The 22059-nt window shown below is 55.1% G+C and carries 20 protein-coding genes; 18 read left to right on the top strand and 2 right to left on the bottom strand.

The window, feature by feature from the left end; genetic code table 11:
• Window positions 1–235: 235 nt before the first annotated feature.
• The 13 genes from nuoA (at window position 236) to nuoN (ending at window position 15193) form a co-directional block, all read left to right on the top strand.
• Window positions 236–679 (top strand): NADH-quinone oxidoreductase subunit NuoA, encoded by a 444-nt coding sequence (gene nuoA / locus FHD02_RS08520; protein ID WP_003028077.1) that lies wholly within the window; start codon window positions 236–238, stop codon window positions 677–679.
• A gap of 15 nt (window positions 680–694) precedes the next feature.
• Window positions 695–1357: an NADH-quinone oxidoreductase subunit NuoB gene (nuoB, locus tag FHD02_RS08515; protein WP_003028075.1), complete on the top strand. Its 663-nt coding sequence runs from the start codon at window positions 695–697 to the stop codon at window positions 1355–1357.
• A gap of 85 nt (window positions 1358–1442) precedes the next feature.
• Complete coding sequence (nuoC, locus tag FHD02_RS08510) at window positions 1443–3245, top strand: NADH-quinone oxidoreductase subunit C/D (RefSeq protein ID WP_137360955.1); 1803 nt, start codon at window positions 1443–1445, stop codon at window positions 3243–3245.
• A 2-nt stretch (window positions 3246–3247) separates the two neighbouring features.
• Window positions 3248–3748, top strand: coding sequence for an NADH-quinone oxidoreductase subunit NuoE (gene nuoE, locus FHD02_RS08505; RefSeq protein ID WP_006683660.1), 501 nt, complete (start codon window positions 3248–3250; stop codon window positions 3746–3748).
• Window positions 3745–5082, top strand: coding sequence for an NADH-quinone oxidoreductase subunit NuoF (gene nuoF / locus FHD02_RS08500; protein ID WP_003839356.1), 1338 nt, complete (start codon window positions 3745–3747; stop codon window positions 5080–5082). Before nuoE ends, nuoF begins: the two co-directional genes overlap by 4 nt.
• Before the next feature lie 80 nt (window positions 5083–5162).
• The gene (gene nuoG, locus FHD02_RS08495) at window positions 5163–7889 is read left to right on the top strand and encodes an NADH-quinone oxidoreductase subunit NuoG (protein ID WP_042307216.1); all 2727 of its coding nucleotides are present in this window, start codon (window positions 5163–5165) and stop codon (window positions 7887–7889) included.
• The gene (gene nuoH / locus FHD02_RS08490; RefSeq protein WP_003028063.1) at window positions 7886–8863 is read left to right on the top strand and encodes an NADH-quinone oxidoreductase subunit NuoH; all 978 of its coding nucleotides are present in this window, start codon (window positions 7886–7888) and stop codon (window positions 8861–8863) included. The genes nuoG and nuoH overlap by 4 nt, the downstream gene beginning before the upstream one ends.
• A 14-nt stretch (window positions 8864–8877) precedes the next feature.
• Window positions 8878–9420: an NADH-quinone oxidoreductase subunit NuoI gene (gene nuoI / locus FHD02_RS08485; protein WP_003028062.1), complete on the top strand. Its 543-nt coding sequence runs from the start codon at window positions 8878–8880 to the stop codon at window positions 9418–9420.
• An 11-nt stretch (window positions 9421–9431) separates the two neighbouring features.
• Complete coding sequence (gene nuoJ, locus FHD02_RS08480; RefSeq protein ID WP_042307097.1) at window positions 9432–9986, top strand: NADH-quinone oxidoreductase subunit J; 555 nt, start codon at window positions 9432–9434, stop codon at window positions 9984–9986.
• Window positions 9983–10285, top strand: coding sequence for an NADH-quinone oxidoreductase subunit NuoK (gene nuoK / locus FHD02_RS08475; protein WP_006683663.1), 303 nt, complete (start codon window positions 9983–9985; stop codon window positions 10283–10285). The genes nuoJ and nuoK overlap by 4 nt, the downstream gene beginning before the upstream one ends.
• A complete protein-coding gene (gene nuoL / locus FHD02_RS08470) occupies window positions 10282–12123 on the top strand; it encodes an NADH-quinone oxidoreductase subunit L (RefSeq protein WP_220393802.1) in 1842 nt (613 codons plus the stop codon). Before nuoK ends, nuoL begins: the two co-directional genes overlap by 4 nt.
• Window positions 12124–12199: 76 nt before the next feature.
• The gene (gene nuoM / locus FHD02_RS08465) at window positions 12200–13729 is read left to right on the top strand and encodes an NADH-quinone oxidoreductase subunit M (protein ID WP_220393801.1); all 1530 of its coding nucleotides are present in this window, start codon (window positions 12200–12202) and stop codon (window positions 13727–13729) included.
• A 6-nt stretch (window positions 13730–13735) separates the two neighbouring features.
• Window positions 13736–15193: an NADH-quinone oxidoreductase subunit NuoN gene (gene nuoN / locus FHD02_RS08460; protein ID WP_042307100.1), complete on the top strand. Its 1458-nt coding sequence runs from the start codon at window positions 13736–13738 to the stop codon at window positions 15191–15193.
• Window positions 15194–15252: 59 nt separating this feature from the next.
• Here nuoN and FHD02_RS08455 read toward each other — a convergent pair whose 3' ends face one another.
• Window positions 15253–16257, bottom strand: a complete 1005-nt coding sequence (locus FHD02_RS08455; RefSeq protein ID WP_042307102.1) for a chemotaxis protein — start codon at window positions 16255–16257, stop codon at window positions 15253–15255.
• A 64-nt stretch (window positions 16258–16321) separates the two neighbouring features.
• Complete coding sequence (gene rbn, locus FHD02_RS08450) at window positions 16322–17239, bottom strand: ribonuclease BN (RefSeq protein WP_079223305.1); 918 nt, start codon at window positions 17237–17239, stop codon at window positions 16322–16324.
• Window positions 17240–17306: 67 nt separating this feature from the next.
• On the opposite strand from rbn, the gene FHD02_RS08445 reads away from it, so the two are divergent.
• The 5 genes from FHD02_RS08445 to menH all read left to right on the top strand — a co-directional run bounded on the left by FHD02_RS08445 (window position 17307) and on the right by menH (window position 22050).
• Window positions 17307–17768 (top strand): GNAT family N-acetyltransferase, encoded by a 462-nt coding sequence (locus FHD02_RS08445; RefSeq protein WP_042307106.1) that lies wholly within the window; start codon window positions 17307–17309, stop codon window positions 17766–17768.
• A gap of 63 nt (window positions 17769–17831) precedes the next feature.
• Entirely contained in the window at window positions 17832–18137 is a 306-nt protein-coding gene (gene elaB / locus FHD02_RS08440; protein WP_006683669.1) for a stress response protein ElaB, read from the top strand.
• A 104-nt stretch (window positions 18138–18241) separates the two neighbouring features.
• Window positions 18242–19540: an isochorismate synthase MenF gene (gene menF / locus FHD02_RS08435; protein WP_137360954.1), complete on the top strand. Its 1299-nt coding sequence runs from the start codon at window positions 18242–18244 to the stop codon at window positions 19538–19540.
• A gap of 84 nt (window positions 19541–19624) precedes the next feature.
• Complete coding sequence (gene menD, locus FHD02_RS08430) at window positions 19625–21295, top strand: 2-succinyl-5-enolpyruvyl-6-hydroxy-3-cyclohexene-1-carboxylic-acid synthase (RefSeq protein WP_042307111.1); 1671 nt, start codon at window positions 19625–19627, stop codon at window positions 21293–21295.
• The gene (menH, locus tag FHD02_RS08425) at window positions 21292–22050 is read left to right on the top strand and encodes a 2-succinyl-6-hydroxy-2,4-cyclohexadiene-1-carboxylate synthase (protein WP_137360953.1); all 759 of its coding nucleotides are present in this window, start codon (window positions 21292–21294) and stop codon (window positions 22048–22050) included. Before menD ends, menH begins: the two co-directional genes overlap by 4 nt.
• The last annotated feature ends 9 nt before the right edge of the window (window positions 22051–22059 follow it).

Below are 22059 nucleotides of genomic sequence, written 5' to 3'. Positions count from 1 at the left end.
GGGTCTAAACAGCACTTTATGTTAATGAAGTTGGAGCAGTGTAAAATAATGTGAGGAAACTTTTGTTAAAGTTGACAAAAGGTTATAGAAAGGAGTAAAAAACCCCATCAATTGGCTGTATAAAATGGTTTTCTACAGTGATTGTAAGGTTTTTTTTATTCCTCCCCATGAATCGATGTGGCGTTCATCTGCCGAAAAGAGCAGAGAATTTGGCGCTACTTTTGATGAGTAAGCAATGAGTATGTCAACATCCACTGAAATCATCGCTCATCACTGGGCATTCGCTATCTTTCTTATTGTCGCCATTGGCCTGTGCTGCCTGATGCTCGTCGGCGGCTGGTTTTTAGGTGGTCGCGCGCGCGCGAGATCTAAAAACGTGCCGTTTGAATCAGGTATCGACTCGGTCGGCACCGCCCGCTTGCGCCTGTCTGCCAAGTTTTATCTGGTAGCCATGTTCTTCGTTATCTTCGACGTTGAAGCGCTGTATCTGTTCGCATGGTCAACATCTATCCGTGAAAGCGGTTGGATTGGCTTTGTGGAAGCTGCAATTTTTATTTTTGTGTTACTGGCTGGTCTGGTTTATCTGGTGCGTATTGGCGCGCTGGACTGGACGCCCGCGCGTTCACGCCGCGAGCGTATGAACCCGGAAACGAACAGTATCGCTAATCGTCAACGCTAACCGCGAGGCATTAAGATGGATTATACGCTCACCCGCATAGATCCTAACGGTGAGAACGACCGTTACCCCCTGCAAAAACAGGAGATCGTAACCGACCCCCTGGAGCAAGAAGTTAATAAAAATGTGTTCATGGGTAAGCTCCATGACATGGTTAACTGGGGCCGTAAAAACTCAATTTGGCCATATAACTTTGGCCTTTCCTGCTGCTACGTTGAGATGGTGACCTCGTTTACCGCCGTGCACGATGTGGCCCGTTTTGGTGCGGAAGTACTGCGTGCCTCGCCGCGTCAGGCTGACCTGATGGTCGTGGCTGGAACCTGCTTTACCAAAATGGCTCCTGTTATTCAGCGCCTCTACGATCAGATGCTGGAACCAAAATGGGTTATTTCCATGGGCGCATGCGCCAACTCCGGCGGTATGTACGACATCTATTCTGTGGTGCAGGGCGTTGATAAATTTATTCCGGTTGATGTGTACATCCCGGGATGTCCGCCGCGTCCGGAAGCGTATATGCAGGCTCTGATGCTGCTGCAGGATTCCATTGGCAAAGAACGCCGTCCGCTCTCTTGGGTGGTTGGCGATCAGGGCGTTTATCGCGCCAATATGCAGTCAGAACGCGAGCGTAAACGCGGCGAACGTATTGCTGTAACGAATCTTCGTACACCAGACGAGATTTAATTTGCGCATGTCGGCAGCAGCCCTTCCTTCGCTTATCACTACATAAATAGCGCGAAGCACTGCCGACTACCACGGACCATTTGCAATGGTGAACAATATGACCGACTTAACCGCGCAAGACGCTGTATGGCAAACACGGGATCACCTTGATGACCCAGTCATTGGCGAACTGCGCAACCGTTTTGGGCCGGATGCCTTTACCGTTCAGGCGACTCGCACCGGGGTACCCGTTGTTTGGGTCAAGCGTGAACAATTACTGGAAGTTGGCGATTTCTTAAAGAAACTGCCGAAACCTTACGTCATGCTGTTTGACTTACACGGCATGGACGAACGTCTGCGTACGCACCGCGAAGGGTTACCTGCCGCGGATTTTTCCGTTTTCTATCACCTGATTTCCATTGAACGCAATCGCGATATCATGCTCAAGGTGGCTTTGTCTGAAAACGATCTGCGTGTACCGACGTTTACCAAACTGTTCCCGAACGCCAACTGGTATGAGCGTGAAACCTGGGAAATGTTTGGCATTGATATCGAAGGTCACCCGCACCTGACGCGTCTGCTGATGCCGCATACCTGGCAAGGTCACCCGCTGCGTAAAGACTACCCGGCGCGTGCGACCGAATTCGATCCGTTTGAGCTGACCAAAGCCAAACAGGATCTGGAGATGGAGTCTCTGACCTTCAAACCCGAAGACTGGGGCATGAAACGTAGCACCGAAAACGAGGACTTCATGTTCCTCAACCTCGGTCCTAACCACCCGTCTTCTCACGGTGCGTTCCGTATTGTGCTGCAGCTTGATGGCGAAGAAATCGTCGACTGTGTACCTGACATCGGCTACCACCACCGTGGCGCTGAAAAGATGGGTGAACGTCAGTCCTGGCACAGCTACATTCCTTACACTGACCGTATCGAATACCTCGGCGGCTGCGTCAACGAAATGCCTTACGTACTGGCGGTTGAGAAACTGGCGGGCATCACCACGCCGGATCGCGTCAACGTGATTCGCGTGATGCTGTCTGAACTGTTCCGTATCAACAGCCACCTGCTGTACATCTCCACGTTCATTCAGGACGTCGGCGCGATGACGCCGGTCTTCTTCGCCTTTACCGACCGTCAGAAAATCTATGACGTCGTAGAAGCGATTACCGGTTTCCGTATGCACCCGGCCTGGTTCCGTATCGGCGGTGTCGCACACGATCTGCCGCGCGGTTGGGACAAGCTGCTGCGTGACTTCCTCGACTGGATGCCAAAACGTCTGGATTCCTACGAGAAAGCCGCACTGCGTAACACCATCCTGAAAGGTCGTTCCCAGGGCGTTGCCGCCTATGGCAAGAAAGAAGCGCTGGACTGGGGTTGTACCGGTGCCGCGCTGCGTGCGACCGGTATTGATTTCGACGTGCGTAAAGCCCGTCCATACTCTGGCTACGAAAACTTTGACTTTGAAGTTCCGGTTGGCGGCGGCGTATCCGACTGCTATACCCGCGTAATGCTGAAAGTTGAAGAGTTGCGCCAGAGTCTGCGCATCCTTGAGCAGTGCCTCAACAACATGCCGGAAGGCCCGTTCAAAGCGGATCACCCGCTGACGACGCCGCCGCCGAAAGAGCGCACGCTGCAACATATCGAAACCCTGATCACCCACTTCCTGCAGGTTTCGTGGGGACCGGTTATGCCGGCAAACGAGTCCTTCCAGATGGTGGAAGCGACCAAGGGTATCAACAGTTACTACCTGACCAGCGATGGCAGCACCATGAGTTATCGTACTCGTATCCGTACCCCGAGCTATGCGCACCTGCAGCAGATCCCGGTAGCGGTACGTGGCAGCCTGGTGTCCGACCTTATCGTCCATCTGGGTAGTATTGATTTTGTTATGTCAGATGTGGACCGCTAATTATGCACGAGAATCAACAACCACAAACCGAGGCTTTTGAGCTGAGTGCGGCTGAGCGTGAAGCGATTGAGCACGAGAAGCACCACTACGAAGACCCGCGTGCGGCGTCCATTGAAGCGCTGAAGATCGTTCAAAAGCAGCGTGGCTGGGTGCCGGATGGCGCGATCTATGCGATCGCGGATGTGCTGGGTATCCCGGCGAGCGACGTAGAAGGTGTTGCCACGTTCTACAGCCAGATCTTCCGCCAGCCGGTAGGTCGCCACGTGATCCGCTATTGCGACAGCGTGGTGTGCCATATCAATGGTTATCAGGGGATTCAGGCTGCGCTGGAGAAAAAACTCAACATCAAGCCGGGGCAGACGACCTTTGATGGTCGCTTTACGCTGCTGCCGACCTGCTGCCTGGGGAACTGCGACAAAGGGCCGAACATGATGATCGATGACGACACTCATGCTCACCTGACCCCGGAAGGCATTCCTGAACTGCTGGAGCGGTATAAATGAAAGACATTATCCGTACTCCCGAAACACATCCGCTGACCTGGCGCCTGCGTGATGACAAACAGCCGGTCTGGCTGGACGAATACCGTAGCAAAAACGGTTACGAAGGTGCGCGTAAGGCCCTGACCGGCCTGTCACCGGACGAAATCGTCAATCAGGTAAAAGACGCTGGCCTGAAAGGGCGCGGCGGCGCAGGCTTTTCTACCGGCCTGAAGTGGAGCCTGATGCCGAAAGACGAATCCATGAACATCCGTTACCTGCTGTGTAACGCCGATGAAATGGAACCGGGTACCTATAAAGACCGTCTGCTGATGGAACAACTGCCGCACCTGCTGGTTGAAGGGATGCTGATTTCCGCGTTTGCGCTGAAAGCATACCGTGGTTACATCTTCCTGCGCGGTGAATATATCGAGGCGGCTGTGCATCTGCGCCGCGCGATCGCCGAAGCAACCGAAGCCGGTCTGCTTGGCAAAAACATCATGGGCACGGGTTTCGATTTCGAACTGTTTGTCCACACCGGGGCAGGGCGTTACATCTGCGGTGAAGAAACTGCGCTGATTAACTCCCTCGAAGGTCGTCGTGCTAACCCGCGCTCCAAGCCGCCGTTCCCGGCAAGCTCTGGCGCATGGGGTAAGCCGACCTGCGTAAACAACGTCGAAACGCTGTGTAACGTACCGGCCATCCTCGCCAACGGCGTGGAGTGGTACCAGAACATCTCGAAGAGCAAAGATGCGGGCACCAAGCTGATGGGCTTCTCCGGTCGCGTGAAGAACCCTGGCCTGTGGGAACTGCCTTTCGGTACTACCGCGCGTGAGATCCTCGAAGATTACGCGGGCGGCATGCGCGATGGTCTGAAGTTCAAAGCCTGGCAGCCTGGCGGCGCGGGGACAGACTTCCTGACCGAAGCACACCTCGATCTGCCGATGGAATTCGAAAGCATTGGTAAAGCAGGCAGCCGTCTGGGCACCGCGCTGGCAATGGCTGTCGATCACGAGATTGGCATGGTACCGCTGGTGCGTAACCTCGAAGAGTTCTTCGCCCGCGAGTCCTGCGGCTGGTGTACGCCGTGCCGTGACGGTCTGCCGTGGAGCGTGAAAATTCTGCGTGCGCTGGAGCGTGGCGAAGGCCAGCCTGGGGATATCGAGACACTTGAGCAACTGTGTCGTTTCCTCGGCCCGGGTAAAACCTTCTGTGCACACGCACCGGGCGCGGTGGAGCCGCTACAGAGCGCCATTAAATATTTCCGCGAAGAATTCGAAGCTGGCATCAAGCAGACATTCAGCAATACCCACGCTATTGGTGGTATTCAGCCGAACCTGCTGAAAGAGCGCTGGTAATTGCAGGTTACCCCTGCATCGCGATAAGTAATTCGATTAACGCTTAGTCCCTGACTAAGCCAACTGGAAGCATGCTGACTATGGCTACGATTCATGTAGACGGCAAAGAATATGAGGTCAACGGAGCGGACAACCTGCTGGAAGCTTGTCTGTCTCTCGGCCTTGATATTCCGTACTTTTGCTGGCACCCGGCGCTGGGCAGCGTCGGTGCTTGCCGCCAGTGTGCGGTGAAGCAATATCAAAACGCGGAAGATACGCGTGGTCGCCTGGTGATGTCTTGTATGACACCAGCCACCGAAGGCACCTTTATTTCTATTGATGACGAAGAAGCGAAACAGTTCCGCGAAAGCGTTGTGGAGTGGTTGATGACTAACCACCCGCACGACTGTCCGGTCTGCGAAGAGGGCGGTAACTGCCACCTGCAGGATATGACCGTTATGACCGGTCATAGCTTCCGTCGCTATCGCTTCACGAAGCGTACGCACCGCAACCAGGATCTGGGGCCGTTCATCTCTCACGAAATGAACCGCTGCATCGCCTGCTATCGCTGCGTACGTTACTACAAAGATTACGCCGATGGCGCGGATCTGGGCGTGTATGGCGCGCATGACAACGTCTACTTCGGTCGCCCGGAAGACGGTACGCTGGAAAGCGAATTCTCCGGTAACCTGGTCGAGATTTGCCCGACCGGCGTGTTCACCGATAAAACGCACTCCGAGCGCTACAACCGTAAGTGGGACATGCAGTTTGCGCCGAGCATCTGCCAGCAGTGTTCCATTGGCTGTAACACCAGCCCGGGCGAACGCTATGGTGAACTGCGTCGTATCGAAAACCGTTACAACGGTACCGTTAACCACTACTTCCTCTGCGACCGTGGTCGTTTTGGCTATGGTTACGTGAACCTGAAAGACCGTCCGCGTCAGCCGGTACAGCGTCGTGGCGATGACCTGATCACGCTCAACGCCGAACAGGCGATGCAGGGCGCGGCAGATATTCTGCGCCAGTCGAAGAAAGTGATTGGTATCGGCTCCCCGCGTGCCAGCGTTGAAAGCAACTTCGCACTGCGTGAACTGGTCGGGGCGGATAACTTCTATACCGGTATCGCCCAGGGTGAGCAGGAACGTCTGCAACTGGCGCTGAGCGTTCTGCGTGACGGCGGTATTCATACCCCGGCACTGCGTGAAATCGAGTCTTACGATGCGGTTCTGGTGCTGGGCGAAGACGTCACCCAGACCGGCGCGCGCGTTGCGCTGGCGGTGCGTCAGGCGGTGAAAGGTAAAGCACGCGAAATGGCGGCGGCGCAGAAAGTGGCTGACTGGCAGATCGCGGCAATCCTTAACATCGGCCAACGTGCTAAGCACCCGCTGTTTGTCACTAACGTCGATAACACCCGTCTGGATGATATCGCCGCGTGGACCTACCGCGCACCGGTAGAAGATCAGGCGCGTTTAGGCTTCGCTATCGCTCATGCGCTGGACAACAACGCCCCGGCGGTTGACGGTATCGATCGTGACCTGCAGAACAAAATTGACGTGATCGTTCAGGCATTAGCCGGAGCGAAGAAACCACTGATTATTTCCGGCACCAACGCCGGTAGCGCCGAAGTGATTCAGGCTGCTGCCAACGTGGCGAAGGCGCTGAAAGGTCGTGGCGCTGACGTCGGCATCACCATGATTGCGCGCTCTGTTAACAGCATGGGCCTGGGTATGATTGGCGGTGGTTCTCTTGACGATGCGCTGACCGAGCTGGAAACAGGTCGTGCTGACGCCGTTGTGGTGCTGGAAAATGACCTGCATCGCCATGCTTCAGCAACGCGCGTTAATGCCGCGCTGGCGAAAGCGCCGTTGGTACTGGTTGTTGACCATCAGCGTACGGCAATTATGGAGAACGCCCATCTGGTGCTTTCCGCCGCGAGCTTTGCCGAAAGCGATGGGACGGTGATTAACAACGAAGGCCGCGCGCAGCGCTTCTTCCAGGTCTATGACCCGTCCTACTATGACAGCAACACCGTGATGCTGGAAAGCTGGCGCTGGCTGCACTCGCTGCACAGCACCGTGCAGAGCCGGGAAGTGGACTGGACGCAGCTCGACCACGTTATCGACGCGGTTGTTGAGAAGTTGCCGCAACTGGCTGGTATTAAAGATGCCGCGCCGGATGCAAGCTTCCGTATCCGTGGACAGAAACTGGCGCGTGAGCCGCACCGCTACAGCGGTCGTACCGCGATGCGCGCTAACATTAGCGTCCATGAACCACGTCAGCCGCAGGATAAAGACACCATGTTCGCCTTCTCGATGGAAGGGAACAACCAACCGTCTGCGCCGCGTTCACAAATTCCGTTTGCCTGGGCTCCGGGCTGGAACTCCCCACAGGCGTGGAACAAGTTCCAGGATGAGGTGGGCGGGAAACTGCGTCATGGCGATCCGGGCGTGCGTCTGATCGAAGCTTCTGCGGATGGTATGGATTACTTCACTACCGTTCCGGCGAGCTTCGAGGCTCAGGATGGTCAGTGGCGTATCGCGCCGTACTACCATCTGTTTGGTAGTGACGAATTGTCTCAGCGTGCGCCGGTCTTCCAGACCCGTATGCCACAGCCGTACATCAAACTTAACCCGGCAGACGCCGCGAAGTTGGGTGTTAATGCCGGTACCCGTGTTTCTTTCAGCTACGATGGCAATACGGTCACGCTGCCGGTTGAAATCGCTGAAGGATTAACGGCAGGGCAGGTTGGTTTGCCGATGGGTATGCCTGGCATCGCGCCGGTTCTGGCAGGTGCGCGTCTTGAGGATCTGCAGGAGGCACAACAATGAGTTGGATTACACCCGATCTGATTGAGATCCTGCTGAGCATTCTCAAAGCGGTCGTGATCCTGCTGGTGGTGGTCACCTGCGGGGCATTCATGAGCTTTGGCGAACGTCGTCTGCTGGGTCTGTTCCAGAACCGTTACGGACCGAACCGTGTTGGCTGGGGCGGTTCGCTCCAGCTGGTTGCGGACATGATCAAGATGTTCTTTAAAGAAGACTGGATCCCGAAATTCTCGGATCGCGTCATCTTTACCCTGGCACCGATGATCGCCTTTACGTCACTGCTGCTTGCTTTCGCCATCGTGCCGGTGAGTCCAAACTGGGTGGTTGCTGACCTGAACATCGGCATCCTGTTCTTCCTGATGATGGCGGGCCTCGCGGTATACGCGGTGCTGTTCGCTGGCTGGTCCAGTAACAACAAATACTCCCTGCTTGGTGCGATGCGTGCTTCTGCGCAGACGCTGAGCTATGAAGTGTTCCTTGGGCTGTCCCTGATGGGCGTGGTGGCGCAAGCCGGTTCATTCAATATGACCGACATCGTCAATAACCAGGCTGATATCTGGAACGTTATTCCGCAGTTCTTTGGTTTTGTCACCTTTGCCATCGCGGGCGTGGCGGTATGTCACCGTCACCCGTTTGACCAGCCAGAAGCCGAGCAGGAACTGGCCGACGGTTACCACATTGAATATTCCGGCATGAAATTCGGTCTGTTCTTCGTGGGCGAGTACATTGGTATCGTCACCATTTCTGCACTGATGGTTACCTTGTTCTTCGGTGGCTGGCATGGCCCGTTCTTACCGCCATTCGTCTGGTTCGCGCTGAAAACCGCGTTCTTCATGATGATGTTCATTTTGATTCGTGCGTCGTTACCGCGTCCTCGTTATGACCAGGTAATGTCCTTCGGCTGGAAAGTCTGTCTGCCGCTGACGCTCGTCAACTTGTTGGTAACGGCGGCTGTCATTCTGTGGCAGGCGCAATAAGGGACACAAAGACCATGACCTTAAAAGAATTGTTCGTAGGTTTCGGCACCCAGGTACGCAGTATCTGGATGATCGGCCTGCATGCGTTCGCGAAACGTGAAACGCAGATGTACCCGGAAGAGCCGGTCTATCTCCCGCCCCGTTTTCGTGGTCGTATCGTTCTGACCCGCGACCCGGACGGTGAAGAGCGCTGCGTTGCCTGTAACCTGTGCGCGGTAGCATGTCCGGTAGGCTGTATCTCTCTGCAAAAAGCAGAGACCAAAGATGGCCGCTGGTATCCGGAGTTTTTCCGCATTAACTTCTCACGCTGCATTTTCTGCGGCCTGTGCGAAGAAGCCTGTCCGACAACGGCTATTCAGCTGACTCCAGATTTCGAGCTGGGTGAGTACAAGCGCCAGGACCTGGTTTACGAGAAAGAGGATCTGCTGATCTCCGGTCCGGGCAAATACCCGGAATATAACTTCTACCGGATGGCAGGTATGGCAATCGACGGCAAAGATAAGGGCGAAGCAGAGAACGAAGCCAAGCCTATCGACGTCAAGAGCCTGTTACCGTAAGGAGAGGGGCAATGGAGTTCGCTTTTTATATCTGTGGCCTGATAGCCATTCTCGCAACCTTGCGGGTGATCACCCACACCAATCCGGTACACGCGCTGCTGTATCTGATTATTTCGCTGCTGGCGATTTCTGGGGTGTTCTTCTCGTTAGGCGCTTACTTCGCCGGTGCGCTGGAAATTATCGTCTACGCGGGCGCCATCATGGTGCTGTTCGTGTTCGTGGTAATGATGCTCAACCTCGGTGGCTCTGAAATTGAACAGGAACGCCAATGGCTGAAACCACAGGTGTGGATTGGTCCGGCAATTCTGTCGGCCATCATGCTGGTGGTGATTGTGTACGCCATTCTTGGCGTTAACGATCAGGGCATCGACGGTACGCCAATTAGCGCGAAAGCGGTCGGTATTACCCTGTTTGGACCGTATGTACTGGCGGTCGAACTGGCTTCGATGCTGCTGCTGGCGGGCCTGGTTGTGGCCTTCCACGTTGGTCGCGAAGAGCGTTCAGGTGAAGTGCTGAGCAATCGCACCGATGACCGTGCGAAAAGAAAAACGGAGGAGCACGCATGATCCCCTTACAACATGGACTGATCCTCGCGGCTGTCTTATTCGTGCTGGGCTTAACCGGTCTGGTTATCCGCCGCAATCTGCTGTTTATGCTGATTGGGCTGGAAATCATGATTAACGCCTCCGCGCTGGCCTTTGTGGTCGCCGGAAGCTACTGGGGCCAGACCGATGGTCAGGTGATGTACATTCTCGCCATCAGCCTTGCGGCTGCGGAAGCGAGCATTGGACTTGCACTGTTGCTGCAACTTCATCGCCGTCGCCAGAACCTGAACATCGATTCAGTAAGTGAGATGCGTGGATGAACATGCTTGCCTTAACCATTATTCTGCCATTTATTGGCTTTGTATTACTGGCGTTCTCTCGCGGTCGTTGGTCAGAAAATCTGTCCGCTACCGTGGGCGTTGGTTCTATTGGCCTGGCTGCGCTGGTGACGGCGTTTGTTGGCGTTGACTTCTTTGCTAATGGTCAACAAGCCTACAGTCAGCCGCTGTGGACGTGGATGTCTGTCGGTGACTTCAACATCGGCTTCAACCTGGTGCTGGACGGCCTGTCGCTGACTATGCTCAGCGTGGTGACCGGCGTCGGTTTCCTGATCCATATGTTCGCCTCCTGGTATATGCGTGGGGAAGAGGGCTACTCTCGTTTCTTCGCTTACACCAACCTGTTTATCGCCAGCATGGTGGTTCTGGTACTGGCGGATAACCTGCTGCTGATGTACCTCGGTTGGGAAGGCGTGGGCCTGTGCTCCTATCTGCTGATCGGTTTCTATTACACCGATCCGAAGAATGGCGCTGCGGCAATGAAAGCCTTCGTGGTGACCCGTGTCGGTGATGTGTTCCTCGCCTTCGCGCTGTTCATCCTCTACAACGAGCTGGGCACGCTGAACTTCCGCGAAATGGTCGAACTGGCGCCTGCGCACTTTGAAGCGGGTAATAACATGCTGATGTGGGCAACCCTGATGCTGCTGGGTGGTGCGGTGGGTAAATCCGCGCAGCTGCCGTTGCAGACCTGGCTTGCTGACGCGATGGCCGGCCCGACGCCTGTCTCCGCGCTGATCCACGCCGCGACGATGGTTACCGCTGGTGTCTACCTGATTGCACGTACCCATGGTCTGTTCCTGATGACCCCGGAAATCCTGCATCTGGTGGGGATTATCGGTGCGATCACGCTGGTGCTGGCGGGTTTTGCCGCGCTGGTACAGACCGACATCAAACGCGTTCTCGCTTACTCCACCATGAGCCAGATTGGCTACATGTTCCTGGCGCTCGGCGTTCAGGCATGGGATGCGGCGATTTTCCACCTGATGACGCACGCCTTCTTTAAAGCGCTGCTGTTCCTGGCATCCGGCTCGGTTATCCTGGCTTGCCACCACGAACAGAACATCTTCAAGATGGGCGGCCTGCGTAAGTCGATTCCGCTGGTGTATGTCTGCTTCCTGATTGGTGGCGCGGCGCTGTCGGCTCTGCCGTTGATTACCGCGGGCTTTTTCAGTAAGGATGAGATTCTGGCCGGTGCGATGGCGAACGGTCATATTAATCTGATGGTTGCAGGTCTGGTCGGTGCGTTTATGACCTCGCTGTACACCTTCCGTATGATTTTCATCGTGTTCCACGGTAAAGAACAAATTCACGCTCACGCCGGGAAGGGGATTACCCATCATCTGCCGCTGATTGTGCTGATGATCCTGTCTACCTTTGTTGGCGCGCTGATTGTGCCGCCGCTGCAGGGAGTATTGCCTGCAACGACCGAACTTGAGCATGGTCGCGTCATGACGCTGGAAATTACCTCCGGCATCGTAGCGATTGCGGGCATCCTGATCGCAGCGTGGCTGTGGCTGGGTAAACGTACGCTTGTTACGTCGATTGCCAACAGTGCGTCGGGCCGCCTGCTGGGTACCTGGTGGTATAACGCCTGGGGCTTCGACTGGCTGTACGACAAAGTGTTCGTTAAGCCGTTCCTGGGCATTGCCTGGCTGCTGAAGCGCGACCCGCTGAACTCAATGATGAACATTCCGGCTGTCCTTTCCCGCTTTGCAGGTAAAGGCCTGCTGTTAAGCGAGAACGGTTATCTGCGCTGGTATGTGGCATCAATGAGCATCGGCGCTGTCGTTGTGCTGGCACTGTTGATGGTACTGCGTTGATCGTAAAGTGAATTTTATCCAAATTCGTTGAAAATCAGGCCTCTGTCAGAGGCCTTAAAAAGGAATAAAAATCGCCATGTTACTACCCTGGCTAATATTGATTCCCTTTATCGGTGGCTTCCTGTGCTGGCAGACCGAACGCTTTGGCGTGAAGGTGCCGCGTTGGATCGCGCTGATTACCATGGGACTGACGCTGGCGCTTGGCCTGCAACTGTGGTTGCAGGGCGGCTATTCACTGACGCAATCCGCGGGTATTCCGCAGTGGCAGTCTGAGTTTGTCCTGCCGTGGATCCCACGTTTTGGCATCTCTATCCATTTAGCAATCGACGGCTTGTCGCTGCTAATGGTAGTGCTGACCGGTCTGCTCGGCGTTCTGGCGGTCCTTTGCTCCTGGAATGAAATCGAAAAATACCAGGGCTTCTTCCACCTGAACCTGATGTGGATCTTAGGCGGCGTGATCGGCGTGTTCCTGGCCATCGACATGTTCCTGTTCTTCTTCTTCTGGGAAATGATGCTGGTGCCGATGTACTTCCTGATCGCGCTGTGGGGGCATAAAGCTTCTGACGGTAAAACGCGTATCACGGCGGCAACCAAGTTCTTCATTTACACCCAGGCGAGTGGTCTGGTGATGTTGATTGCCATCCTGGCGCTGGTGTTTGTGCACTATAAAGCGACCAGCGTATGGACCTTCAATTATGAAGAGCTGCTGAATACCCCGATGTCCCACGGCGTGGAATATCTGCTGATGCTCGGCTTCTTCATCGCCTTCGCGGTGAAAATGCCGGTGGTTCCGCTGCACGGCTGGTTGCCGGATGCGCACTCCCAGGCACCGACCGCGGGTTCCGTTGACCTGGCGGGGATCCTGCTGAAAACCGCAGCCTACGGTCTGCTGCGTTTCTCTCTGCCGCTGTTCCCGAACGCGTCGGCGGAGTTTGCGCCTATCGCCATGTGGCTTGGCGTAATCGGTATCTTCTACGGCGCGTGGATGGCCTTTAATCAGTACGACATCAAACGTCTGATTGCCTACACCTCCGTATCCCACATGGGCTTCGTGCTGATTGCTATCTACACCGGCAGCCAGCTGGCGTACCAGGGTGCTGTTATCCAGATGATTGCGCACGGTCTGTCCGCAGCCGGTCTGTTCATTCTGTGTGGTCAGCTGTACGAACGTCTGCACACGCGTGATATGCGTATGATGGGCGGCCTGTGGGGCAAAATGAAATGGTTGCCTGCGCTGTCGATGTTCTTCGCAGTGTGTACGCTGGGTATGCCGGGTACAGGTAACTTCGTTGGCGAATTTATGATTCTGTTCGGCAGCTACCAGGTGGTTCCGGTCATTACCGTGATCTCGACCTTTGGTCTGGTGTTTGCCTCTGTATACTCGCTGGCGATGCTGCATCGCGCTTACTTTGGTAAGGCGAAGAGCCAGATTGCCAGCGTAGAACTGCCAGGGATGTCGCTGCGTGAGCTGTTTATCATCCTGTTGCTGGTCGTGCTTCTGGTACTGCTTGGCTTCTATCCGCAGCCGATTCTGGATACCTCGCATTCTGCGATGAGCAACATCCAGCAGTGGTTTGTTAATTCCGTTACTACTACAAGGCCGTAAATCGCCATGACAATAACTCCACAACACCTGATTGCGCTGCTACCGCTGCTGATCGTCGGCTTGACGGTGGTGGTTGTGATGCTCTCCATTGCGTGGCGACGCAATCACTTCCTCAATGCCACGCTGTCGGTCATTGGGCTTAACGCCGCGTTGGTTTCGCTCTGGTTTGTTGGCCAGGCGGGCGCCATGGACGTCACCCCGCTGATGCGGGTTGACGGTTTCGCCATGCTCTACACCGGGCTGGTGCTGCTGGCGAGTCTTGCCACCTGTACCTTTGCTTACCCGTGGCTGGAAGGCTATGACGACAACCGGGAAGAGTTCTATCTGCTGGTATTGATTGCTGCCCTGGGCGGTATTTTGCTGGCAAATGCTAACCATCTGGCGGCGCTGTTCCTCGGTATCGAACTGATTTCTCTGCCGCTGTTTGGTCTGGTTGGCTATGCGTTCCGTCAGAAACGTTCGCTGGAAGCCAGTATCAAATACACCATTCTGTCTGCCGCAGCGTCTTCCTTCCTGCTGTTCGGTATGGCGCTGGTGTACGCGCAGTCTGGCAACCTGTCGTTTGTTGCGCTCGGTAAGAGTCTTGGTGACGGCATGCTGCACGAACCGCTGCTGCTGGCGGGCTTCGGTCTGATGATTGTTGGCCTCGGCTTTAAACTCTCGCTGGTTCCGTTCCACCTGTGGACGCCAGACGTATACCAGGGCGCTCCGGCTCCGGTTTCCACCTTCCTGGCGACGGCGAGCAAAATCGCTATCTTCGGCGTGGTGATGCGTCTGTTCCTGTACGCACCGGTTGGCGACAGCGAAGCGGTACGTACCGTGCTGGGCGTGATTGCCTTTGCCTCCATCATCTTCGGTAACCTGATGGCGCTGAGCCAGACCAACATCAAGCGTCTGCTCGGTTACTCCTCCATCTCTCACCTCGGCTATCTGTTGGTGGCGTTGATTGCCCTGCAGAGTGGCGAAATGTCGATGGAAGCGGTTGGCGTTTACCTGGCCGGTTATCTGTTCAGCAGCCTCGGCGCGTTCGGTGTGGTCAGCCTGATGTCCAGCCCGTACCGCGGCCCGGATGCCGATTCTCTGTTCTCCTACCGTGGTCTGTTCTGGCATCGTCCGATCCTCGCGGCAGTGATGACGGTAATGATGCTGTCTCTGGCGGGTATCCCGATGACGCTGGGCTTTATTGGTAAGTTCTACGTGCTGGCGGTCGGTGTGCAGGCTAACCTGTGGTGGCTGGTTGCTGCCGTGGTGGTCGGTTCCGCAATTGGTTTGTACTACTACCTGCGTGTTGCCGTGAGCCTGTACCTGAGCGCACCGCAACAGCTGAACCGCGATGCGCCGTCTAACTGGCAGTACAGCGCGGGCGGGATCGTGGTGCTGATTTCTGCTCTTTTGGTGCTGGTATTGGGTATCTATCCGCAACCGCTGATCAGCATTGTGCAGTTAGCGACGCCGCTGATGTAAGCGACCCGCTAAAACGAAAAAAACCCGCCAAGGCGGGTTTTTTTATGCGTGAAATCCGGTCAATTTAATAGCTGCCTGCTCACCAGCGGACCGCTAATGTCTTTCGCTGCGCGCTCCATGACTTCCTGAATGACAGAAGAGAGTTCATTGACCTCAAATTTTGCCACGTAGCCATCAGCTTTAACCCGGCGAACGTGATCTTCATTGGCACTACCGGAAAGCGAGGAGTGGATAACGACCGGGATTTTCTTCAGGCGTTCGTCGGTCTTGATCTTCCGGGTAAGCGTAAAACCGTCCATCTCCGGCATTTCCAGGTCGGTGAGCACCAGGGCTATCTTCTCGGTGATTGGCTTGCCTTCCGCCTGTGCTTCTGCGGAAAGCTGCTGGATTTTTTCCCATGCATCCTTACCTGTCACATGCATCTGATGCGGGATTTCCATGGCATTAAGCCCTTTCTCCAGCATCGCGCGAGCGACTTTCGAATCTTCTGCCACAATCGCCACCGCACCCGGCGTGATGTTGAATTTACTGGTTTTCAGGTCTGTCGCGCGTAAATCGTGATTGGACGGTACGATGTCGTAAAGGATTTGCTCAACGTCGAGCACCAGCGCCAGGTTGTTGGTCTCTTTATCGTCATCCAGGCAGGCGATACTGGTGATGTAGCGGCCGTTGACGGCTTTCTCGGCGGTATGCACCTGTTGCCAGTCCAGACGCATAATGTTTTCCACTGATTCCACCGCAAATGCCTGTACGCTGCGGGCGTATTCTGTAATGAGCAGGATGTTGAGTCCGGTCTCGGGTTTACAGCCCGCCACCGCCGGCAGGTCAATCACCGGAATCACTTGATCGCGAATGTTCACCATACCTAACAGCGGAGCTTTCATTCCCGCCGGACGCGTAAACGTCGGCATCGGCACGATTTCACGTAGTTTAAATACGTTGATGCCAAACAGCTCTGATTTCTGCTCCTCAACAGATTTGCCGAGGCGAAACAGCAGCAGTTCAAAACGGTTAGACAGGGTTAGGTTGGTCCTGTCATCAATATCTTTCTGGAAATTGTTCATCCTGTCCTCAGTGTGAAAGCCAGCCTTTTCACTGTTATCGGCACTGAGGCGAAAAAATAGAGCATTAAACGGTGAAAATGGCGAAATCGTGAGCCAGTTCTGTTGCCGGGAACAGCGTTCTGCACTCTTCGAGTAATCGCTGACAGCCTTTTTCATCGTAGCGTGAGCTAACGTGGGTCATGATCAAGCGTCCGACACTTGCTTTAAGCGCCAGAAGCGCGGCTTGTCGGGTTGAGCTGTGTCCACGACTATTGGCTTTCTCCTCCATTGACGAGTCCAGCGTAGTTTCATGCACCATCACATCCACGCCTTTAGCCAGTTCGAGGGCGCTTGCGCATGGGCCTGTATCGCCGAAAATAGCCACCGATTTTCCCCTGGTGGCCGGGGCAAGAAAGTCGGCACCGTTAATCGCGCGACCATCTTCCAGGACGATGGTTTTCCCGGCTTTCAAATCCTGAAACCACGGGCCGGATTTAACACCAGCCGCCTTCAGAGCACTGGCGTCAAGTGCACCGGGTTTGTCGTGCTCTTCAATGCGAAAACCATAGCATTCCAGCGGATGTTCCAGTGGATATGCCGTTACCTTACGCAGGCCGTCATCCACGATTTCACCTGCGGTGATTTCCACAATATCCAGAGGATAATCAGTCCATGAACCGCTCAGACGCAATGCGGTTTCGGTAAATTCCCGTAATCCTTTTGGTCCGTAAAGCGTCAGTGGCTTCACGTTCCCGGCCATCGAACGACTGCATAGCAGACCAGGTAAACCAAACAGGTGGTCGCCATGCAGGTGGCTGATAAAAATACGGTCGAGTTTTCCCGGATTGAACGGCGTGGCGAGCATCTGATGCTGTGTTCCTTCGCCACAATCGAAAAGCCACAGCCCCGGCTGAGTCGGGTGTTGCAGATTGAGTAAAATTGCCGTTACATTGCGTGAGCGGGTAGGAACTCCCGCTGACGTGCCTAAAAATAGTAATTCCATCTTTGCGTTACACTTTTCGCCATCAATAAGGCAGGGTGTTCAGGTTATCACAACAAAGGGGCAGACAATGATTCACTGGCAAGATCTCCACCATGCAAAGCTGAGTACACAAGAACTGTATGCCATTCTTCAGCTTCGCTGCGCGGTGTTTGTTGTTGAACAACAGTGTCCATATCAGGATGTGGATGGCGACGATCTGGTTGGAGAAAATCGGCACATTCTGGGCTGGCACAATGATGAGTTGGTGGCGTATGCGAGGATTCTGAAAAGCGATGACGATCTGGAGCCGGTGGTCATTGGCCGGGTGATTGTCAGCGAAGCGCTACGCGGCGCAAAACTTGGGCAACAGCTGATGACCCAGACGCTGGCATCCTGTGCGCAACACTGGCCGCACAAGGCGCTGTATCTGGGGGCGCAGGCGCATCTGCAATCGTTTTATGCGCGCTTTGGTTTTATACCGGTGACGGATATTTATGACGAAGACGGGATTCCGCACATCGGGATGGCGCGAGAAGCACATCAGGCATAAACAGGCGCAAACGGTCCAGGTTGTCTATAGTTAGCGGATACGTCAATAGAAAGGGAGAATACAATGTCTTTTCAATCTTATGAATCACGTATCGATGATGATCTGGAGCTCTTGAGCGAAACGCTGGAAGAGGTACTGCGTTCTTCCGGCGATCCGGCCGATCAAAAATATCTTGAGTTAAAAGCGCGGGCAGAGCGGGCGTTAGAAGAGGTGAGAAATCGCGTCAGCCATGCCTCTGACAATTATTATTTCCGCGCGAAAAAGGCCGTTTGCCGTGCAGATGACTATGTGCATGAAAAACCCTGGCGTGGAATCGGCGTTGGCGCCACGGTCGGTTTAGTGATGGGATTGTTGTTAGCACGGCGATAAATTCCGCTCCGTCAGCGCATTTGTTCGTACTCCCTAACTGGGGGTACTGCTTTTTCTGTTCAGTACCCCGTATAATAAGAGGTTTTTAACAGGGAGAGGTCCGCGTGCAATCAATCACTACTGCGCTGGAAGGTCTGATGCGTCATTTGTCGCAAGAGATACCGGCAGCACCTGGAATTCGTATTTACGACATACCTTTCCCTCTGAACGATGCGTTTGACGCTTTAGGATGGCTGGCCAGTCAACCCGTCTGGCCCCAGTTTTACTGGCAGCAGCGTAACGGCGACGAAGAAGCCGCTGTGCTGGGTGCCGTTGCCACGTTTTCCTCGCTGGCATCCGCTCAACAGTTTTTACGTCAGCACGACAACCAACCTGACCTGCGTATCTGGGGCCTTAATGCGTTCGAGCCCCGGCACGGCAATTTGTTGTTACCGCGACTGGAATGGCGACGCTGCGCCGGGGTGGCAAGCTTACGGCTACACCTGTACAGCGATGTTTCGCTGCGTGAAGACGCCGCACGCGCGGTTGAATTTATCTCCACGCTGGCCAATGTTAAACCGTTGCCCGCGTTGCGTTTGAGTTTGACGGGAGAACAACACTGGCCAGATAAATCCGGCTGGATAGACCTGATAAAACTTGCCACGCACACCATCAATGGCGAAGAACTCGACAAAGTTGTGCTGGCGCGAGCGACAGATTTACAGTTTTCACAGTCGGTGAATGCCGCTGCGGTGATGGCTTCCAGCCGTCGCCTGAACCTCAACTGCTACCATTTCTTTATGGCATTCTCTGCCGACTCCGCTTTTCTTGGCTCTTCCCCTGAACGTTTGTATCGGCGGCGTGATACGGCGCTGCGCACCGAAGCGCTGGCCGGAACCGTTGCCAATCACGCTGAGGATCATCGCGCCTGGCAGTTAGGCGACTGGTTGATGAAAGATGATAAAAACCAGCGCGAGAATATGCTGGTGGTCGAAGATATTTGCCAGCGGCTGCAAAGCTGTACGCAAACCCTTGATGTGCTCCCCCCGCAGGTGCTCAGACTGCGCAAGGTGCAGCATCTACGCCGTTGTATCTGGACGGAGCTGAATCAGGCCGACGATACGCTTTGCCTGATGCAGCTCCAGCCGACGGCGGCAGTTGCAGGCATTCCGCGTGAGCTGGCGCGCGAATTTATCCAGCAAAATGAACCCTTTGAACGCGAGTGGTATGCCGGCTCTGCGGGTTATCTTTCTCTGCGCCAAAGTGAATTCTGCGTGTCATTACGTTCGGCGAAAATTAACGCCAACGTGGTCCGGCTGTATGCCGGTGCGGGGATCGTGCGTGGTTCAGATCCTGAGCAAGAATGGCAAGAAATAGACAATAAAGCGGCAGGACTGCGCACTTTATTACAGATGGAAGGGTAATGAGTTGTATATTACCGACTCATATCAAAAATCCATTTATTCGATTCTTTATACTGTGTCGCAATATTGATACCGGACAATCTCATGTCAGTAAGCGCATTTAACCGACGCTGGGCGGCGGTCATACTGGAAGCACTCACTCGCCACGGCGTCAGGCATATCTGCATTGCCCCTGGCTCTCGTTCTACACCGTTGACGCTGGCAGCCGCGGAAAATCCTGCTTTCATCCACCATACCCATTTTGATGAGCGTGGTCTTGGGCATCTGGCCTTAGGTCTGGCAAAAGTGAGTCGCCAGCCTGTCGCCGTGATTGTCACGTCCGGTACGGCGGTGGCGAACCTGTATCCTGCATTGATTGAAGCGGGCCTGACCGGTGAAAAACTGATTTTACTCACGGCTGACCGACCGCCAGAACTTATCGACTGTGGCGCTAATCAGGCGATTCGTCAGGCCGGCATGTTTGCTTCTCATCCGTCGCAAACGCTCTCCTTACCGCGTCCAACTCAGGACATTCCGGCAAGCTGGCTGGTGTCCACCATTGATAATGCCCTGGCCGCGCTGCATAGCGGAGCGGTTCATATTAATTGTCCGTTTGCCGAACCGCTGTATGGCGACATGGACGAAACGGGGATCGCCTGGCAGCAGCGCCTCGGCGACTGGTGGCAGGATGATAAACCCTGGCTACGTGAAGCGCGTCGGCTGGAAAGCGACAAACAACGTGACTGGTTTTTCTGGCGACAAAAGCGCGGCGTAGTCATTGCCGGCCGTATGAGCGCGGAAGAGGGCAAGAAAGTTGCGCAATGGGCGCAGATGCTTGGCTGGCCGCTGATTGGCGATGTGTTGTCGCAAACCGGACAACCCCTGCCGTGTGCTGACCTGTGGTTGGGGAATGCGAAGGCGGTGACTGAGTTACAGCAGGCGCAGATAGTGGTGCAGCTTGGCAGTAGCCTGACCGGAAAACGACTCCTGCAATGGCAGGCCAGTTGCGATCCGCAGGAATACTGGATTGTCGATAATATCGAAGGTCGCCTCGATCCGGCGCATCATCGTGGACGCAGGCTGGTGGCGAAGGTTGGTGACTGGCTGGATCTGCATCCGGCGGAAAAACGCCAACCCTGGTGCGTGGAAATCCCGCGCCTGGCGCAACTGGCATGGCAGGCGGTGGAAGCCCGTCGCAACGTGTTTGGTGAAGCGCAATTAGCCCATCGTATTCACGAATATCTGCCCGAACAAGGGCAACTGTTCGTGGGTAACAGTCTGGTGGTGCGCCTGATTGATGCACTGTCGCAGCTTCCGGCTGGTTTCCCGGTCTATAGCAACCGTGGCGCGAGCGGCATTGACGGTCTGCTGTCAACGGCGGCGGGCGTACAGCGCGCCAGCGCAAAATCAACGTTGGCTATCGTCGGCGATTTATCTGCACTGTATGATCTCAATGCGCTGGCGTTATTGCGTCAGGTTTCCGCGCCGTTTGTCCTGATAGTGGTCAATAATAACGGTGGGCAGATATTTTCCCTGCTACCGACGCCGGCAAGTGAACGTGAACGGTTCTATCTGATGCCGCAGAACGTGCACTTTGAGCATGCCGCAGCCATGTTTAACCTTAAATATCAGCGCCCAGAAAACTGGGAGCAACTGGAGAACGCGTTGACAAATGCCTGGCGTACTCCTGCGGCAACGGTTATTGAGCTGGTGGTGAACGAAACTGACGGGGCGCAAACCCTGCAGCAACTGCTGGCGCAGGTAAGCCATCTATGATCCTGCACGCCCAGGCGACCGTTAGCCAGAGTGGATCACCCTGGCTGGTTTTCCTGCACGGTTTCTCCGGCGACTGTCGGGAATGGCACACGGTCGGCGAAGCGTTTCAGGATTATTCGCGGCTATATATCGACCTGCCGGGACACGGCGGTTCCGCCGAGATTAAGGTGAGCGGGTTCAATGATGTCTGTGCGTTATTGCGTAACACCTTGCTTAGTTACAACATACTTAGCTACTGGCTGGTGGGATACTCTCTGGGCGGCAGAGTCGCGATGATGGCGGCCTGTCAGGAGATGCCCGGACTTTGCGGTCTGGTCGTTGAAGGTGGACATCCTGGCTTGCAAAGCGAGGAGGCACGCGTTCAACGTCGTCTTTCAGATGGCCGCTGGGCCGCGCGTTTTCGCGCAGAGCCTCTGCGTGAGGTATTTAATGACTGGTATCAACAGCCGGTATTTTCCTCGCTGAATGCGGCGCAAAGAGAGGCGCTGGTCGATCTGCGTAGCCAGAATAACGGGCATACGCTGGCGGCGATGCTGGAGGCCACCTCGCTTGCCGTACAACCTGATTTACGTGCGCAACTCACTGCGCGCACATTTCCGTTTTATTATTTATGTGGTGAACGTGACGATAAATTCCGCGCGCTGGCGACGGAAATGTCAGTACCAAACCATGTGATTCGTAATGCCGGACACAACGCGCATCGGGACAACCCCGCTGGCGTGGTGGACTGTCTGGCTCAGATTCTACGTCGCTGACTATAGGAC

Origin of the sequence: Citrobacter sp. EC_71, from assembly GCF_019584005.1 — a bacterium.
Classification (GTDB): Bacteria; Pseudomonadota; Gammaproteobacteria; order Enterobacterales; family Enterobacteriaceae; genus Citrobacter; species Citrobacter werkmanii.
This window is presented reverse-complemented; position numbering and strand designations above follow the sequence as displayed.

Coding starts and splice junctions, on each gene's coding strand:
- nuoA (WP_003028077.1), top strand. CDS start 236: ATGAGTATGTCAACATCCACTGAAATCATCGCTCATCACTGGGCATTC.
- nuoB (WP_003028075.1), top strand. CDS start 695: ATGGATTATACGCTCACCCGCATAGATCCTAACGGTGAGAACGACCGT.
- nuoC (WP_137360955.1), top strand. CDS start 1,443: ATGGTGAACAATATGACCGACTTAACCGCGCAAGACGCTGTATGGCAA.
- nuoE (WP_006683660.1), top strand. CDS start 3,248: ATGCACGAGAATCAACAACCACAAACCGAGGCTTTTGAGCTGAGTGCG.
- nuoF (WP_003839356.1), top strand. CDS start 3,745: ATGAAAGACATTATCCGTACTCCCGAAACACATCCGCTGACCTGGCGC.
- nuoG (WP_042307216.1), top strand. CDS start 5,163: ATGGCTACGATTCATGTAGACGGCAAAGAATATGAGGTCAACGGAGCG.
- nuoH (WP_003028063.1), top strand. CDS start 7,886: ATGAGTTGGATTACACCCGATCTGATTGAGATCCTGCTGAGCATTCTC.
- nuoI (WP_003028062.1), top strand. CDS start 8,878: ATGACCTTAAAAGAATTGTTCGTAGGTTTCGGCACCCAGGTACGCAGT.
- nuoJ (WP_042307097.1), top strand. CDS start 9,432: ATGGAGTTCGCTTTTTATATCTGTGGCCTGATAGCCATTCTCGCAACC.
- nuoK (WP_006683663.1), top strand. CDS start 9,983: ATGATCCCCTTACAACATGGACTGATCCTCGCGGCTGTCTTATTCGTG.
- nuoL (WP_220393802.1), top strand. CDS start 10,282: ATGAACATGCTTGCCTTAACCATTATTCTGCCATTTATTGGCTTTGTA.
- nuoM (WP_220393801.1), top strand. CDS start 12,200: ATGTTACTACCCTGGCTAATATTGATTCCCTTTATCGGTGGCTTCCTG.
- nuoN (WP_042307100.1), top strand. CDS start 13,736: ATGACAATAACTCCACAACACCTGATTGCGCTGCTACCGCTGCTGATC.
- FHD02_RS08455 (WP_042307102.1), bottom strand. CDS start 16,257: ATGAACAATTTCCAGAAAGATATTGATGACAGGACCAACCTAACCCTG.
- rbn (WP_079223305.1), bottom strand. CDS start 17,239: ATGGAATTACTATTTTTAGGCACGTCAGCGGGAGTTCCTACCCGCTCA.
- FHD02_RS08445 (WP_042307106.1), top strand. CDS start 17,307: ATGATTCACTGGCAAGATCTCCACCATGCAAAGCTGAGTACACAAGAA.
- elaB (WP_006683669.1), top strand. CDS start 17,832: ATGTCTTTTCAATCTTATGAATCACGTATCGATGATGATCTGGAGCTC.
- menD (WP_042307111.1), top strand. CDS start 19,625: ATGTCAGTAAGCGCATTTAACCGACGCTGGGCGGCGGTCATACTGGAA.
- menH (WP_137360953.1), top strand. CDS start 21,292: ATGATCCTGCACGCCCAGGCGACCGTTAGCCAGAGTGGATCACCCTGG.